Below are 14,992 nucleotides of genomic sequence, written 5' to 3'. Positions count from 1 at the left end.
CCGGGGTCACCGGAGCCGGTAGACGGCCACCCGCGCGTTCTCGAAGCGCAGGTCGGCGAGGGCGCGCAGGGTGGCCGCCTCGGGGCCGACCTGACGGTCCACCACCAGCCAGCGCACCCCGTGCCGGTCGCGGAGGGCGGCCAGGCCGGCGGCCGTGGGAGCGGTGAAGGCGAGGTCGTTGGCGCGCTGCCGGTCGAGGTCCCAGAACGGCGCGTACGGGCCGTCCGGCCGGCCGACCATCCGGGGCGCGAACGCCCACCCCTCGACCAGCACCGACCGCTCGGCGTAGCCGCTGAGCCAGAACGAGCGGGCGTCGCACCAGCCGTTCACCACCTCCCGGCAGTGCGCGTTGGTGGCGAGCACGTCGTCCGGCGCGCTGTGCGCCCGCACCCAGCGGGCCGCCTCGACCCGGGAGGCGGGCATCGCCACCACCGGGTACGCCCCGCCGTTCGGGTAGACCCGGGTCGCGGCGGCGTCCAGCACCAGCCCCGGCGCACCGGCGGTCAGCACGGCGGTGAGCAGCACCAGCCCGCCCCGGCCGGCCAGCCCGGGCCAGCGCCCCACGAGCGCCGGCCAGCACAGGGCCGCCAGCACCACCGGCACGGCCAGCACGGCCGCCCAGCGGAGCAGCGGCAGCACCGGGGCGTACGCGGGAACGGCGGGCGTGCTGACCGCGGAGTCGAGCTGCACCGCGGTGAGCAGCACGGCGAGCCCGGCGGTGCCCGCGCCGAGCAGCCGGCGGCCCCGGGCGGAGAGGGCGGCCCGGTCGGCCACCTCGGCCCAGCCCCAGGCGGAGAGGAGCACCCCGAAGGCGAACCCGGTCCGGGTGAAGTACTGGTTGCTGCTGCCGGGATGCCCGACGAGCAGGTAGATCGCCGGGCCGGCGAGCGCGCCGCCCAGCAGGAACACCTGCACCGGTTCCAGCCGCCCGCGCCGCAGCCGGAGCAGGGCCGCCGCGCCGGCCACCCGGAGCTGGAGGTTGAGCAGGAACGCCACCGCCACCAGCACCCAGCACAGCGCGGTCACCCCGGCCGGCCGGTCGGTCGGGATGTACGGGCGCAGCCCGGAGAACGGGTCGAGGACCACCCCGTGGCTCTCGAAGGCGAACAGCACCGCGGTGGCGAAGAACTGCGCGGCCAGCGCCAGCCCGGCGGCGGCCAGTACGCCCCGGGGCAGCCGGCGGCGGACCAGCAGGGTGGCCGCCGCGGTGAGCCCGAGCGCGGCCAGCACCACCGGCAGCGTGCTCGCCTTGGCGCCGGTTGACGCGGCCAGGAAGAGGACCGCCAGCGGCCAGGCACCGCGGCCCAGCGCGGGCACGGTCACCCCGCGGGCCCGGCCGACGATCTCCCCGAGCGCGGCGATCAGCGGCAGCAGCAGCACCCAGCTGTACGTCATCGACGGGCTGCCCCAGACGATGAAGGTGGCCTGGCTGCCGAAGAGCTGACGCCAGCCGTTCTCGAAGCCGAACTCGCCCACGGTGAACATCAGCGCGGCGGCCACCACCCCGGCGTACGGCCGGCCGGTGATCCGCCAGCCGACCACGGCGACCAGCACGGCGGCGAGCGCGCAGAGCGCGGGCACGGCGAGCCGGAACAGCACCGTGGGCAGGTCGACGCCGCTGACCAGGCTCGTGGCGGCCAGGTGGGCGAAGCCGAACCAGTGGTAGTGCAGCGGCTCCCCGGCGACCTGCGGCACCTCGGGCGGCACCTGGTGGGTGGCCGCCCCGGCGATGGAGAGCTGGAACGCCAGGTCGATGTACTGCGCCTGCCCCTCGTCGGTGGGCAGCACCGGGTTGACGGCGAGGAACGAGCCGTACAGGTAGAGGGTGAAGCCGGCCACCACCCCCGCCAGCGACCAGGCCCACCCCGCCGGGACGACCGTGGGGTGGCGGACCCGCCAGTGCCGGCGCAGCCGGGGCGCCACGGCGAACGGCGCCACCACGGCGAGCGGCCAGAGCCACAGCCAGCCCGGCAGCCCGGCGGCGGTGAAGGCGGCCCACGCGACCAGCTCCAGCACCAGGCCGACCGCCGCGCCCATGGCCAGGTCCTCGACCAGGGTGTGCGGCCGGCGGCGCAGCGCGCGGAACACCAGCGTGCCGGGGAGCAGCACGGCCAGCGACGCGTACGCCGTCCAGCGGGCGATCGCGGCGGCCGGGGTGTCGGCGGCGAGCAGCACGGCGACCACGGCGGCGTAGGCGGCGACGGCCGGGGCCCAGCGCAGGGCGGCCGGACGGCGGCGCGGGTCGACGGCCGCCGGGGCGGCGCCGGCGGCGAGGGCGGTCACCGCAGGCTGTCGGCCAGCTCGGCGGGATCCGGATGGGCCGGACCGGCGGCGGCGCTGTCGCCGGCCACCAGATACGCGGGCCGGCCCTGCACGGCGGTGTAGATCCGGGCCACGTACTCGCCGAGCAGGCCGAGGCAGAGCAGCTGCACCGCCCCGAGGAAGAGGATCGCCACGTAGAGCGAGGGCCAGCCGCTGACCGTGGCGCCGGCGAACCAGGCCAGCACCGCCACCACCACGAGCACCCCGCAGACCGCCACCCCGACCAGGCCCAGCCAGGTGGCCACCCGCAGCGGGGCGGCGGAGAAGCTGGTGACGCTCTCGGCGGCCAGCCCGGCCATCCGGGACAGCGGGTACTTCGTCCGGCCGGCGGCGCGCTCCTGCCGCTCGTAGGTCACCTCGCCGCTGGGGAAGCCGAGCCAGGGCACCACCAGCCGGAGCACCGGGGCGCGCTCGGGCAGCTCCCGCAGCGCCTCCACGACGGCCCGGCTGAGCAGCCGGAAGTCGCCCGCCTGGGCGGGGACCTGCTCGCCGACCAGCCGCCGGACCAGGCGGTAGTAGCCGCCCGCGGTCCACCGCTTGAACCGGGTGTCCCGGCTGCGGTCGGCCCGCACGGCGTAGACCACGTCCAGGCCGTCGGTGCGGGCCCGGCGGAGCAGCTCGACGATCACCTCGGGCGGGTCCTGGAGGTCGGCGTCGATGCTGGCCACGTACGCGCCCCGGGCGCGGAGCAGGCCGGCGTGCAGGGCGGCCTGGTGACCGCTGTTGCGGCGCAGCCGGAGCACCCGCAGCTCCGGCCAGCCGGCCCGCAGCGCGGCCAGCGCCGCCGCGGTGCCGTCGGTGCTGCCGTCGTCGACGGCCACCACCTCGTACGCCTCGCCGAGCCCGTCCAGCACGCCGCGCAGCCGGACGGCGAGCAGCGGGAGGACGGCCTCCTCGTTGAACATCGGCACCACCACGGACAGGGCCGGCTGCGGCGCGGTCACGACACTCGACCCCCGGTTCCCTGGTGGCGGCGGACGGGGCCGACGCTACCAGTCGGGCAGGTCAGGGCCGGGTGGGTCGCCGGGCGCCGACCCGGTCAGGTGCCGCAGGTGGTGGCCGGCAGGCCGGACACCGGCACCGGGGCGCGGCCGGTCGGGCGGGCCTTGCCGGCGAGCACCGCGGCCAGCGCGGTCATCGACGCCCGGGTGGACGAGTAGGTGGCCAGCAGGGTCGGCGACTTCGCCCCGGCCAGCACGTACGGGGTGTCCATGGCCACCGTCACGGTGGCGTCGGCGCGCAGGTCCTTGCTGCCGTCGCCGTACCCGACGAGGTGCACCACGGTGCCGCCGCTCGGCACCACCTTCACCCCGGCGGCGGTGAGCGCCTCGGCCAGCGCGGCCCGGGTGCGGTCCCGTCCCCCGGAGGAGGTGACGGTGACCGGACCGGCCACGGGGCTGCCGCAGCGACCGCGCAGCATGGTCACCGCGGCGGCGGCCAGGTCGGCGGCGGCCTTGCGGTGCGCGGCGCTGTCCAGCGTCGACAGCGCCGGCGCCGGCCGGTCGGCCAGCTTGAACTTCATGGTCAGCACCCGGGTGACCGCCTCGACCAGCCGGGTCCGGGGCAGCGAGCCGTCCTTGAGCGCGGCCCGCAGGCCGTCGTACGCCTGGCCCACGTTCGGGGTCATCAGGATGAGGTCGTTGCCGGCGTTCAACGCCCGGACCGCGGCCTCCCCGGGCGACCACCGCTTGGCCGGGGCCATGTTCATCCCGTCGGTGATCACCACGCCCTGGAAGCCGAGCTGGCCGCGGAGCACGTCGGTGAGGAGCTTGCGGGAGAAGGTGGCCGGGGTGCCCGGGTCGACCGCCCTGACGTCCAGGTGGGCCGACATCACCGCCATGGCGCCGGCGTCGATCCCGGCGTGGAAGGGCGGGAACGCGGTGCGGTCCAGCACGGCCCGGGACTGCGCGACCACCGGCAGGTCGGTGTGCGAGTCGGCCGCGCTCAGCCCGTGCCCGGGGAAGTGCTTGACGCTGGCCGCGACCCCCTCGGCCTGCAGTCCGCGGACCGCGCCGGCCACCTGCGCCGAGGCGGTCTTCGGGTCGGCGCCGAAGGAGCGGGAGCCGATCACCGTGCTGCGGGTGGCCAGCACGTCGGCGACCGGGGCGAAGTCGAGGTTGACGCCCATGGCGGCCAGCTCGGCGCCGGCGGCCCGCCAGGCGGCCTCGGTCAGCGCCGGGTTGCCGGCGGCCCCGGCGGCCAGCGGGCTGGGCAGCAGGGTCACCCCGTCGGTGATCCGGGTGACCACGCCGTACTCCTGGTCGGTGCCGATCAGGAAGGGGGCGGGGCCGGCGGGCAGCCGGCCGGCGGCCTCGCGCAGCCCGTCGGTCAGCGCGCGGACCTGCTTCGGGTTGTCGACGTTGGTGGTGGCCTGGTTGCCCGAGGTGGGGTCGTCGGCGCTGAAGCCGACCAGGATGAGGCCGCCGAGGCGGTACTTCGCGACCATCTCGGCGGGGGTGTCGACCCCGGCCAGGGCCCGGTTGCCGGCCGCCGAACCGGGCGAGACCTTAGTGGCCGAGCTGCCGTACGCGTACGGCATCAGCACCTGGCCGACCAGGTCCTCGTCGGAGAGCGTCGCCACCAGGGCGGCCGCCCGGGCGGCCGGGTCGGCGCCGGTCGGCGTGGGGGCGGCCGACGACGGGGCCGGCGCCGGGCTCGACGGGGTGGGTCGGGGCCGTTCCGGCTCACCCGAGCACCCGGAGACGAGCAGCGCGGTCAGTGCGGCGAGCGCGACGCCGGCGCGGCGCGGGGAAATCGACACGCGCCCCACCGTATCGGGGCAACTTGACCTTCCGTCAGCCCACCCGGGTGAGCAGCGTCACGGGGGCGCCGTCCCCGGCGTAGCGGTAGGGCTCCAGCTCGGCGTCCCAGGCGGTGCCGAGCGCCTTGTCCAGGGCGTGCGCGAGCGCCTCCGGGGCACGGGCGGACGCCATGATGCTGCGCAGCCGGTCCTCGCCGAGCTGGATGTCGCCGGCCGCGCCGACGGTGGCCCGGAACAGGCCGCGCCCCGGGACGTACATGAAGCGCTCGCCGTCGGCTCCGGGGCTGGGCTCCTCGGTGACCTCGAAACGGATCATGGGCCACTGCCGGAGGGCAGCAGCCAGCTCGGCGCCCGTCCCCGGGCTGCCGGTCCACCCGCACTCGGCGCGCCGCGCCCCGGGATCGACGGGCTGGGCCGTCCAGTGCAGGTTGACCGGCGCGGCGAGGACGCGCGCGATCGCCCACTCGACGTGCGAGGACACGGCGAGCGGGGTCGAGTGGACGTATACGACGCCACGCGTTGGCACGGTGACCTCCCGGTGAGCCGAGGTGCGTCTTCCCCTACGACCTCGTCCACCCGAGTGGCCTATGGAACACATGATGACCCGAGTGACGGATGGTGCGCCAGCGAATCGGAAAATTCGCCGGTGCCGGTGACCGGGAAATACCCGGGCGGCTGACCCGGTTGTGCTCCCTGACGGCGCGACGACCAGCCAGGCGTCGAGGTCGTGTACAGTTCTCTGGGCGGTTCTGTGCCGCCGCACGTCTTCGCGGGCTGACGCTCACCCCGGGCGTCAAACCGCACATACAGCCCCCGGACGTTTTCCGTCCTCCCGTACGTCTGCAAGGAGTACCTCCGTGGCGAGCAACACCTCTAAGACCGCGCGCGCGTCAGTCCGGGCCGGCCAGGCTGGCCAGGGTGGCGCCCTCAGCGTGCTGGGCGAGTTCAAGTACCTGATCCCGCTCAACGGCGGCAAGCACGCCTACGTGCGCAACCTGACCAACGGCAAGACCGCGCACCTGCGCACCGACTCCGAGGCCTTCGTCGAGGAGCTCCGGGTGCTGGCCGCCGCCGGCCACGCCGCCAAGCTGCGCGCCGAGATCAACGCGCTGGCCGCCACCCACCCGGACCACGGCTGGGACAAGACCGAGAAGCGTCTCGTCGAGGCCGGCGTCTTCGAGGGCTGAGCGCCCTCACCCGCGACACCACGAACCGCCCGCCGGGGTCACCCCGGCGGGCGGTTCTGTCTGCTCACTCCTCCGGCAGCAGCGCCACCTCGCCGGTGGCCAGGTCGTAAAGGGCGCCGACCACGGCGACCTCCCCGGCCCCGACCGGGCCGGCCAGCAGGTCGTCGGCGCGCAGGGTGGCCACCGTCCGCCGGACGTGCCGGCGGATGGCGATCCGGTGGGCGTCCGGGTCGTCCGCGCCGACCTCGTGGACGGCCGGCGCGATCCGGTCCACCACGTAGCCCAGCGAGCCACCCGGCCGCCGCCCGCTGCGCAGCGCGTCGACCGCCGAGCCCACCGCGCCGCAGCGCTCGTGCCCGAGCACCATCACCAGCCGCACGCCGAGCTGCCCCACCACGTACTCGATCGAGCCGCAGACCGCCCGGTCGAGCACGTGCGCGCCGGTGCGGATCACGCAGATCGAGCCGAACGTCTGGTCGAAGATCGCCTCCAGCGGCACCCGGGAGTCGATGCAGCCCAGCAACACCGCGTACGGCTGCTGGTCGCCGGAGGCCACCGCCGCGGCGGCGGTGACGTCGTGGCCGTGCACCGGCTGCCCGCTGACGAAGCGCCGGTTGCCGGCGAGCAGCTCGGCCAGGGCGGCCCGGGGCGTCCGGGCGGCGGGGGTGGGCGGCATGCCCTCCAGCCTGGTCACCGATCCGACGGCGCGAAGGCGGGTTGGGAATCTTCTCACCACCCCGGTTGCCGTGTTGTCATGACGGGTACGCCGGTGTTACCGCCGGGTCACTCCGGTGTGACAGACACCGGTCGGCCCGGGGAGGTGGACTGATGCCGGAGCACCTGGAGGTGCGGCTACCCGACGGCGTACGCCTGCACGTGGCGGCGGCCGGGCCGGTCGACGCCGAGGTCACCGCGATCCTGCTGCACGGCTGGACGCTGGACGGGCGCAGCTGGCACCGCCAGCTCGCCGACCTGCGTGAGCGCTTCGGCGAGCGGGTCCGGGTGGTGACCTACGACGCCCGCGGGCACGGCCGGTCGAGCTGCATGGCGCTGCGCACCGCCACGCTGGCCCAGCTCGGCGACGACCTGGCCGCCGTGGTCGACCAGATCGTCCCGTCCGGGCGGATCGTGCTGGTCGGGCACTCGATGGGCGGCATGACCGTGATGGAGTACGCCCACCGCCACCCCGAGCACTTCGCCGGCCGCACCGCCGGCCTGGTCTTCGTCTCCACCACCGCCGAGGGGCACACCCACACCGTCTACGGGCTCTCCCCCCGGATCGCCCGGCTGATCCGGCTCGCCGAGACCACCGGCGCCGGGGTGCTGGCCCGCTGCGGCGCCTGGCGCCCGCCACACGCGCTGCTGCGCGCCCTGCGCCCGAGCATCCGCTGGATGCTGTTCGGCGACCGCTGCGACCCGGCCGACATCCGGCTGGTCACCTCGGCGGTGGCGCACGCCTCGCTGCGCTCGATCGGCGGTTTCCGCGCCTCGATCGGGACCCAGCACCGGTTGGACACCCTCGCGGCGCTGGGCCGGCTGCCGGCCGCCGCGCTCGTCGGCGACCGGGACCGGCTCACCCCGCCGCCGTGCGCCGAGTCGATCGCCGCGGCGCTGCCCACCACCGAGCTGACCGTCTGCCCCGGCGCCGGTCACATGCTGATGATGGAACGCCCCGACGACGTGAACGCGGCCGTCGCCGGGGTGCTGCACCAGGTGCTCACGGGGAGGGACGCGGGAACGTCCGGGCAACGGGTGGGAACGTCCGGATAACGGGCATCCCGCACCGGCGGGCAGCGGGCAACGGCATGGCCCCGACAGCGGCCGGTCCGGCGGCCCGTACCCTCATTCAGCCCGCCGTCTGACCACAGGAGCCCCCGCGTTGAGCGACCAGACCACCCTGGAACGGGAGATGGCCGTCGAACAACGGCATCTCGACCGGGTGTACGCCCGGCTGGCCGAACTGCGTCGGTCGGCCGCCGACGCCGAGCGTGAGGGCTACCGGCTGGCCCGGGTCGGCAACTTCGGGGCGCTGGTCGAGCGGGACGCGATGGTCTTCCACGCGGCGCAGCGCCGCCACGTGCTGGACGCCGAGCACGAGGGGCTGGTCTTCGGCCGGCTGGACCTGCGCACCGGGCAGGTGCTGCACGTGGGGCGGCTCGGCGTACGCGGGGAGAACGCCGAGACCCTGGTGGTGGACTGGCGGGCGCCGGCCGCCGCCGCGTTCTACCAGGCCACCCCCGCAGAGCCCCGCGGTGTGGTGCGGCGGCGCACGATCCAGTCGTCGGCGGAGCGGGTCACCCGCATCGAGGACGACCTGCTGGACCCGGAGTCGGCGCCGCCGGACATGGCGGTGGTCGGCGACGGCGCGCTGCTGGCCACCCTCTCCCGGGCCACCGGCCGGGGCATGCGGGACATCGTGAGCACCATCCAGCGGGAGCAGGACGAGGCGATCCGCTCCCCCGGCAACGGCGTCACGATCGTCTCCGGCGGGCCGGGCACCGGCAAGACGGCGGTGGCCCTGCACCGCGCCGCGTACCTGCTCTACTCCGACCGGGCCCGGTACGCCGGCGGCGGCATCCTGGTGGTCGGCCCGTCGAGCGTGTTCGTCGAGTACATCGCCTCGGTCCTCCCGTCGCTCGGCGAGGAGACCGCCACCCTGCACTCGCTCGGCTCGCTCTTCCCGGGCCTGTCGGCGACCCGGACCGACCCGCCCGAGGTGGCCGCCGTGAAGGGGTCGCTGCGGATGCGCCGGGTGCTGGAGCGCGCGGTCCGGGACGCGGTGCCCGACTCCCCCACCGAGCTGCGCCTGCTCTACCGGGGCGAGCTGCTCCGGCTGGAGCGGGCCGAGCTGGACGCGGTCCGGGACCGGGCGCTGTCCCGCGGCGCGCGCCGCAACGAGGTGCGCCGGGCGGCCTTCGACGCGGTGCTCGCGGCACTCTGGGCGCAGGCCCGCACGCTGCGGGTCGGCCGGCTGCCGGAGCAGCCCGCGTTCGAGGACGAGATCATCGAGCGGCCGGAGTTCCGCGAGTTCCTCAAGGCCTGGTGGCCCCGGCTGCACCCGCGGCACGTGCTGGACTGGCTGGCCCGCCCGGAGCGGCTGCGCCGGTACGGCGGCGGCGTCCTCTCCGGGGCCGAGATCCGGCTGCTGACGCAGGCGTACCGGAGCCTGGACGCCGAGGGGCTCACCATCGCCGACGTGGCGCTGCTGGACGAGCTGGACGCGCTGCTCGGCAAGCCGGTGCAGCGGGCGAGGCCGAAGCGGGACCCGTTCCAGCTGGCCGGCGGCGTCCGCGAGCTGAGCACGGCCGCCGACCGGCAGCGGGCCGCACGGGCCGCGGCCCGGGAGCGCCCGGAGGACTACCGCGACTACGCCCACGTGGTGGTCGACGAGTCGCAGGACGTCTCGCCGATGCAGTGGCGGATGATCGGCCGGCGCGGCCGGCTGGCCTCCTGGACCGTGGTGGGCGACCCGGCGCAGACCGCCTGGACCGGCGACCCGCAGGAGCTGTCCCGGGCCCGCGACCAGGCGCTGGGCCGGCGCCGCCGGTACCGGTACGAGCTGACCACCAACTACCGCAACTCGGCGGAGATCTTCGCGGTGGCGGCCGCGGAGATCCGCCGCGTCCACCCGGACCTCGCGCTGCCCACCGCCGTCCGCTCGACCGGCGTGGCGCCGGTCGAGCGGACCGTGCCCGCCACCGACCTGCTCGCCGCCGCCGCGGCGCCGGCCCGCACGCTGCTGGCCGAGGTCGAGGGCACGGTGGGTGTGATCACGCCGGTGCCGCGCCGGGACGAGGTGGCCGGTTGGCTGGGCGACCTCGGCGGCCGGCTCCAGGTGGTGACGAGCCTCCAGGCCAAGGGCATGGAGTACGACGGCGTGGTGCTGGTCGCCCCGAGCGAGATCCGGGCCGACCCGGGGTCGGGCGTCCGCACCCTCTACGTGGCGCTCTCCCGGGCCACCCAGCGCCTCACCACGCTCGACCCGGTCGGCTGATGACGGCTCCCCGGCGCTCATTTGCACACATAGCGATGTGAGCATAGATTGAGCCCGGCCGGGGCGGTGGACGAGAGGGTGTGGGCGTGGGCGCAGGTCATGACCACAGCGGCGCGGTGACCAACGCCGCGCACCGTCACCGGGGTCGACTCTGGGCCGCGTTCGGGCTGCTCACCGCCCTGATGGCGGTCGAGGCGGTGGCCGCGTTCGCCACCGGCTCGCTGGCCCTGCTCTCCGACGCCGGGCACATGTTCACCGACGTCCTCGGCATCGGCATGGCCCTCGCCGCGATCACCGCCACCCGGCGCGCCGACACCGACCCGCAGCGCACCTTCGGGCTCTACCGGCTCGAGGTGCTGGCCGCGCTGGCCAACGCCGTGCTGCTCGGCGCCGTGGCGGTCTACGTCCTCGTCGAGGCGGTACGCCGGTTCGGCGAGCCGCCGGAGGTGCTCGCCGGGCCGATGCTCGCCGTGGCGGTGCTCGGCCTGCTCGCCAACATCGCCGCGTTCGCGCTGCTGCGTGCGGGCGCCGAGGAGAGCATCAACCTGCGCGGGGCGTACCTGGAGGTGCTGGGCGACCTGCTCGGCTCGCTCGGGGTGATCGGGGCCGCCGTGGTCATCGCGCTCACCGACTGGTGGTGGGCCGACCCGCTGGTCGCCGTGGCGATCGGGTTGTTCATCCTGCCGCGCACCTGGCGGCTCGGCCGGGCCGCCGTCCGCATCCTGGTGCAGGCGGCCCCGGAGCACGTCCAGGTGACCGCGGTACACGACCGGCTGGCCGCGGTGCCCGGCGTCGCCGAGGTGCACGACCTGCACGTCTGGACGCTCACCTCGGGCATGGAGGTGGCCTCGGCGCACCTGACCATGGCCCCGGGCGCCGAGGTGGGCGAGGTGCTGGCCGCCGCCCGGACCGCCCTGCACGAGGACTTCTCCATCGATCACGCCACGTTGCAGATCGAACCCGGAGCGTCTCCCGGGGCCTGCGGTGCGGTCGAGTGGTAATTAGGGCAATCTTAAATTCAAGTGGCTATTGTGCACTTGTGCCGGTTTTGACCGGGCGATCGGCTCCCACCTGCGGAGCCGGCCCCGAGCAGCGCCGGTAGGCTCGACCGCGGCCTCCGCCGGGCGGCGCCCACCGGCGCCTGCGGCGGCCGTCGCCTAATCGCCCGCAGGGCGAGCCGGGGAACCACGTTCGTGGGGTGCATCCGCGTGAGCGGTAGGGATCTTCCGTCCCGAACCCGTCAGCTAACCCGGTCGGCGGTTGACGGAAGGACACGTGAATGCCCCCAGTGGCACCTGTACGACGGACGGCCGCCCGGTTGGCGGCCCTGCTCATCGCGACGCTCGCCCTCGGCGTCGTGACCGCGCCGGTCTCCCCCGCCTCGGCGGCTCCGGCGACCGGCCTGCTCGCCGCCGCCCCCGGCGACGACGAGGGCGGCACCCCGGCGTTGCGCGCCCAACTCGACGCGGCCAGCAAGGGCTGGCTGGAGGCGCGGGCCGCGTTGACCCGCTCGGTGGCCCGGCAGCAACAGCTCACCGCCCAGCTCAAGACGGTCAACGCCGAGTTGACCGTGCGCGACGCCAAGGTCGGCGAGATCGCCGGGGTGGCGTACCGGGCCGGGCGGATGGGCACGGCCGCGGCCCTGCTCGGCAGCAGCAGCCCGGAGGGCTTCATGGACCGCGCGGCGGCGCTGGAGCAGGTGGCCGCGCACGAGGACCGGGTGCTGCGCGACCTGATCGAGACCCGGGACCAGGCCACCCGCACGCAGGCCGCGCTCACCGGCGAGATCCAGGAGCAGCGCAAGCAGGTCGCCGTGATGGCCAAGCGCAAGCAGCAGGCCGAACGCGCCCTGGAGGTGGCGAACAACCGCCCGTCCAGCAGCGGCGGCAGCGTGCAGGGCACCTCCTCGGCGAACGCAAAGCCGGCGCCGCGCAACTCCGACGGCTCCTGGCCGCCCGAGTCGTGCAGCGTCAACGACCCGACGCCCGCCGACGGCTGCATCACCCCGCGTACGCTGCACGCGCTCCAGCAGGCCAAGGCGGCCGGCTTCACCCGGTACGTCTCCTGCTACCGGCCCAGCGGCTCGGGCGAGCACCCGAAGGGGCGGGCCTGCGACTTCGCCGCGCAGACGGACGGCTTCGGCGGCGTGGCCACCGGCGGCGACAAGACGTACGGCAACAACCTGGCCGCCTACTTCATCCGCAACTCCGACGCGCTCGCCGTGCTCTACGTCATCTGGTACAAGCAGATCTGGCTGCCCAGCAGCGGCTGGAAGGCGTACAGCGGCGGCAACGGCGACCCGTCCAGCGACCACACCAACCACGTGCACCTGTCGGTGTACTGACCCGCCCCGGCGGCACCCGGCCTACGCCTCACGACGTACGCCGGGTGTCGCCGCGCGGCCCACGACGCGGCGCCCGCGACGGTCGAGCATCGGGGGCATGACTCGACTCTCCCCCGCCGGACGCAAGGCCCTGCTCACCCTGCACCTGGTCACCTCGCTGGGCTGGCTCGGCGCCGACCTGGTGCTGCTCGCCCTCGGCGTGGCCGGTCTGCGCGGGGCCGACCCCGAGGTGGTCTATCCGGCGGCCGCGCTGCTGGTCACCTGGCTGTTCGCCCCGCTGAGCGTGGTGGTCTGGCTGGTCGGGCTGGCCAGCGCGCTGCTCACCCCGTGGGGACTGCTGCGCTGGCGCTGGGTGCTCGTGAAGTTCGCCGTCACCACCGTGGTGCTCACGCTGGTGCTGCTCCTGCTCACCCCACGGGTCCGGCACCTCGGCGAGCTGGCCGGGGCGGCCACCACCCACCTGCGCGTCGACCTCGTGGTCGCGCCGACCGTCTCCAGCACGCTGCTGCTCGTCGTCACGGTGCTGTCCACGTACAAGCCGTGGGGGCGGCTGCGGCCGGCCCGCCCGGGCGGCCCGGCGACCGGTGCCGGCCGGGCGGCGCGGCTGAGTCAGGCCGCCCGCCCCTCCAGGGTGGCGCCGAGCCGGCTGGCCAGGCCGAGGTGGGCCGCCCGGGCCTGCCGGAAGGCGTACCCGAACAGCGGCGCGGGGGCGGAGAGCGTGATCTCCACGTCGATCCGCACCACCCCGTCGGGCTCGTCGCGCAGCCGGGTGTGGTTGCGCACCGTGGTGGCCGGCTGCTGCCGGGCCACGGTGACCACCTCGTCCTCGTTGGCGATCAGCACGTCGGCCTGGTAGGTGACCGGGAAGTGCAGCGGGCCGAGTGCCAGCCGGTCCGTGATCGCGTAGCTGGCCAGCGCGCCCGGGCGAGGCGGCAGTTGGCGGACCCGCACGATCAGCGGATGCAGCTCGCCCTGCCGGCTCAGGTCGCCGAGCAGGGCCACCGCGTCCGCCCGGGTGCAACGGGCCTGCACGGTGTAGCTGAAGCTGTCGCTGCTGAGCAAGCGGTACCCCCTCGCCGTCGTGGGTCCGCACGATCGTCCCGTACCGGAGCCGGGCTGGCAACGGGTCGGAAGTCCCTGTCGACCAGCGAGGGGTGGGGGCCGTTCAGGCGCCGGGGAGCACCTCACGGGTGCTGTCGGCGAACCAGGGCTCGGGCGCGCCGAAGAGGCCGAGCAGGCCGGTCACCCAGAGCTGCCGGTGCACGAACCGGCTCGGCTCGGTGACCACCAGCTTGACGCCGCTGACCTCGCAGGTCTGGAAACCGGCGACCATGGCGCTGATGCCGACGGAGTCGATGAAGGTGACGAGCCGCATGTTGAGCTCGATCCGGGAGGGGCGGCCCTTGGCGAGCACCTCGGCGATCGCTTCCCGCACCTCGTACGCGGTGTCGACGTCGATCTCCCCTCGCGGAGCGATCTGGACCACACCACCCGGCAGCACCGACTTCACGATCGACAGGCTCACGCGAGCACCTCCACTCGCCCGTACGGGCGCCTCATCAGTACGCGGGCCGCGACCGAGAGTATTCCTCCGACGGCCTCGGTCGCCACCCCTCGGGATGAGCAATTCGCGGACTGGGCACACCTGGGCATCCCAATCCGGACCTTCGGGCTCCGATTTTCCCCGCGGCGCGGGTCCCATCGGTCGATCGACCGGGGCGGGCCCGGCCGATCCGCCGACCCAGGGTAGCGGGCCGGCGCACGTCCGGGTGGCACCCGACCCCCGGCGCGTCCGGGTGGTCTGTCCGGTGACGCGCCGCCCCGCCCCGGCACGGTGGTTTGCGCCGGGTCGGCTCGGGGCACTGGGCACGGGGAGCGAACCGTCACGCGCCGGATGACCCCGGAGTCCGAACCGGCCGCCGGACTTCGGCACCCCGAGGAGGTAACACGATGTTCGGATCCACCCTGCTGGACCGCCGCAGCAAGCCCGAGCGGGTCGCCGACCAGGCGTGGCAGCACCTGCTCGCCGCCGCCGGCTCCGCCGGCGACAGTGTGCGGGACGCCGCCCGCTCGGCCCGCCGCAACTCCTCCGGCTTCGCCGACGACGCCACCGACCTGGTCGGCTCCGCCGCCGAAGAGGCCCGCCGCCGGGCCAGCCTCGCCTTCGACGCGCTCGCCGGCCGCCGGCCGGCGCTGCCCTGGACGCTGCTGATCGCCGCGGCGCTGGCCGGTGCGGCGATCGGCTGGGCCGCCGGCACCGCGGCGCGGGCGGCCGGCAGCCGCGAGCGGGACGTCGACGAGATCGAGTTCGTCGACGTCGACCGCCCCAACTCCCCCGCCGGCCTCGACGGCTGAGCCGGACACGACGGTGGCCGCCCCCGGCG

At 75.4% G+C, this 14,992-nt stretch carries 13 protein-coding genes and 1 riboswitch; of the genes, 7 read left to right on the top strand and 6 right to left on the bottom strand.

Features of this window, described 5'->3' with window-relative positions; all coding sequences use genetic code 11:
* Positions 1–6 precede the first annotated feature (6 nt).
* The 4 genes from IEY96_RS12040 to IEY96_RS12025 form a co-directional block, all read right to left on the bottom strand.
* Complete coding sequence (locus IEY96_RS12040) at positions 7–2,283, bottom strand: hypothetical protein (protein WP_189194909.1); 2,277 nt, start codon at positions 2,281–2,283, stop codon at positions 7–9.
* Positions 2,280–3,266, bottom strand: a complete 987-nt coding sequence (locus tag IEY96_RS12035) for a glycosyltransferase family 2 protein (protein ID WP_268247147.1) — start codon at positions 3,264–3,266, stop codon at positions 2,280–2,282. Before IEY96_RS12035 ends, IEY96_RS12040 begins: the two co-directional genes overlap by 4 nt.
* A 95-nt stretch (positions 3,267–3,361) precedes the next feature.
* Positions 3,362–5,092, bottom strand: a complete 1,731-nt coding sequence (locus IEY96_RS12030; protein WP_229791554.1) for a glycoside hydrolase family 3 protein — start codon at positions 5,090–5,092, stop codon at positions 3,362–3,364.
* A 25-nt stretch (positions 5,093–5,117) separates the two neighbouring features.
* Positions 5,118–5,609: a DUF3145 domain-containing protein gene (locus tag IEY96_RS12025; protein WP_091319620.1), complete on the bottom strand. Its 492-nt coding sequence runs from the start codon at positions 5,607–5,609 to the stop codon at positions 5,118–5,120.
* 331 nt (positions 5,610–5,940) lie between these two features.
* Between IEY96_RS12025 and IEY96_RS12020 the strand changes: the two genes are divergently transcribed.
* The gene (locus IEY96_RS12020; RefSeq protein WP_189194907.1) at positions 5,941–6,270 is read left to right on the top strand and encodes a hypothetical protein; all 330 of its coding nucleotides are present in this window, start codon (positions 5,941–5,943) and stop codon (positions 6,268–6,270) included.
* A 64-nt stretch (positions 6,271–6,334) separates the two neighbouring features.
* Here the strand turns inward: IEY96_RS12020 and IEY96_RS12015 are convergent, their stop codons facing one another.
* Complete coding sequence (locus tag IEY96_RS12015) at positions 6,335–6,964, bottom strand: carbonic anhydrase (RefSeq protein WP_229791553.1); 630 nt, start codon at positions 6,962–6,964, stop codon at positions 6,335–6,337.
* Between the two features lie 134 nt (positions 6,965–7,098).
* On the opposite strand from IEY96_RS12015, the gene IEY96_RS12010 reads away from it, so the two are divergent.
* The 5 genes from IEY96_RS12010 to IEY96_RS11990 all read left to right on the top strand — a co-directional run bounded on the left by IEY96_RS12010 (position 7,099) and on the right by IEY96_RS11990 (position 13,464).
* Complete coding sequence (locus tag IEY96_RS12010) at positions 7,099–8,040, top strand: alpha/beta fold hydrolase (RefSeq protein WP_189194906.1); 942 nt, start codon at positions 7,099–7,101, stop codon at positions 8,038–8,040.
* A gap of 109 nt (positions 8,041–8,149) precedes the next feature.
* Complete coding sequence (locus IEY96_RS12005) at positions 8,150–10,264, top strand: HelD family protein (protein ID WP_189194905.1); 2,115 nt, start codon at positions 8,150–8,152, stop codon at positions 10,262–10,264.
* Between the two features lie 86 nt (positions 10,265–10,350).
* Positions 10,351–11,265 carry a cation diffusion facilitator family transporter gene (locus IEY96_RS12000; RefSeq protein ID WP_189194904.1) on the top strand — a complete coding sequence of 305 codons (915 nt, stop codon included), beginning with the start codon at positions 10,351–10,353 and terminating at the stop codon, positions 11,263–11,265.
* A gap of 143 nt (positions 11,266–11,408) precedes the next feature.
* Positions 11,409–11,538: riboswitch (cyclic di-AMP (ydaO/yuaA leader) on the top strand.
* 5 nt (positions 11,539–11,543) lie between these two features.
* Positions 11,544–12,608: a coiled-coil domain-containing protein gene (locus IEY96_RS11995; RefSeq protein ID WP_189194903.1), complete on the top strand. Its 1,065-nt coding sequence runs from the start codon at positions 11,544–11,546 to the stop codon at positions 12,606–12,608.
* A 97-nt stretch (positions 12,609–12,705) separates the two neighbouring features.
* The gene (locus tag IEY96_RS11990) at positions 12,706–13,464 is read left to right on the top strand and encodes a hypothetical protein (RefSeq protein ID WP_189194902.1); all 759 of its coding nucleotides are present in this window, start codon (positions 12,706–12,708) and stop codon (positions 13,462–13,464) included.
* Positions 13,465–13,773: 309 nt separating this feature from the next.
* Here IEY96_RS11990 and IEY96_RS11985 read toward each other — a convergent pair whose 3' ends face one another.
* Entirely contained in the window at positions 13,774–14,133 is a 360-nt protein-coding gene (locus IEY96_RS11985; RefSeq protein WP_091319593.1) for an STAS domain-containing protein, read from the bottom strand.
* Positions 14,134–14,558: 425 nt separating this feature from the next.
* On the opposite strand from IEY96_RS11985, the gene IEY96_RS11980 reads away from it, so the two are divergent.
* Positions 14,559–14,963 carry a hypothetical protein gene (locus tag IEY96_RS11980; RefSeq protein WP_189194901.1) on the top strand — a complete coding sequence of 135 codons (405 nt, stop codon included), beginning with the start codon at positions 14,559–14,561 and terminating at the stop codon, positions 14,961–14,963.
* Positions 14,964–14,992 lie beyond the last annotated feature (29 nt).

Source organism: Micromonospora fulviviridis, assembly GCF_014648395.1.
Classification (GTDB): domain Bacteria; phylum Actinomycetota; class Actinomycetes; order Mycobacteriales; family Micromonosporaceae; genus Micromonospora; species Micromonospora fulviviridis.
The sequence above is the reverse complement of the archived record's forward strand: the minus strand, read 5'-3'. Positions and strand labels throughout refer to the sequence as shown.

What these genes read in the sequence shown, in the direction of transcription:
- IEY96_RS12010 (WP_189194906.1), top strand. Translation starts at nt 7,099, where the DNA reads ATGCCGGAGCACCTGGAGGTGCGGCTACCCGACGGCGTACGCCTGCAC.
- IEY96_RS11995 (WP_189194903.1), top strand. Translation starts at nt 11,544, where the DNA reads ATGCCCCCAGTGGCACCTGTACGACGGACGGCCGCCCGGTTGGCGGCC.
- IEY96_RS11990 (WP_189194902.1), top strand. Translation starts at nt 12,706, where the DNA reads ATGACTCGACTCTCCCCCGCCGGACGCAAGGCCCTGCTCACCCTGCAC.
- IEY96_RS11980 (WP_189194901.1), top strand. Translation starts at nt 14,559, where the DNA reads ATGTTCGGATCCACCCTGCTGGACCGCCGCAGCAAGCCCGAGCGGGTC.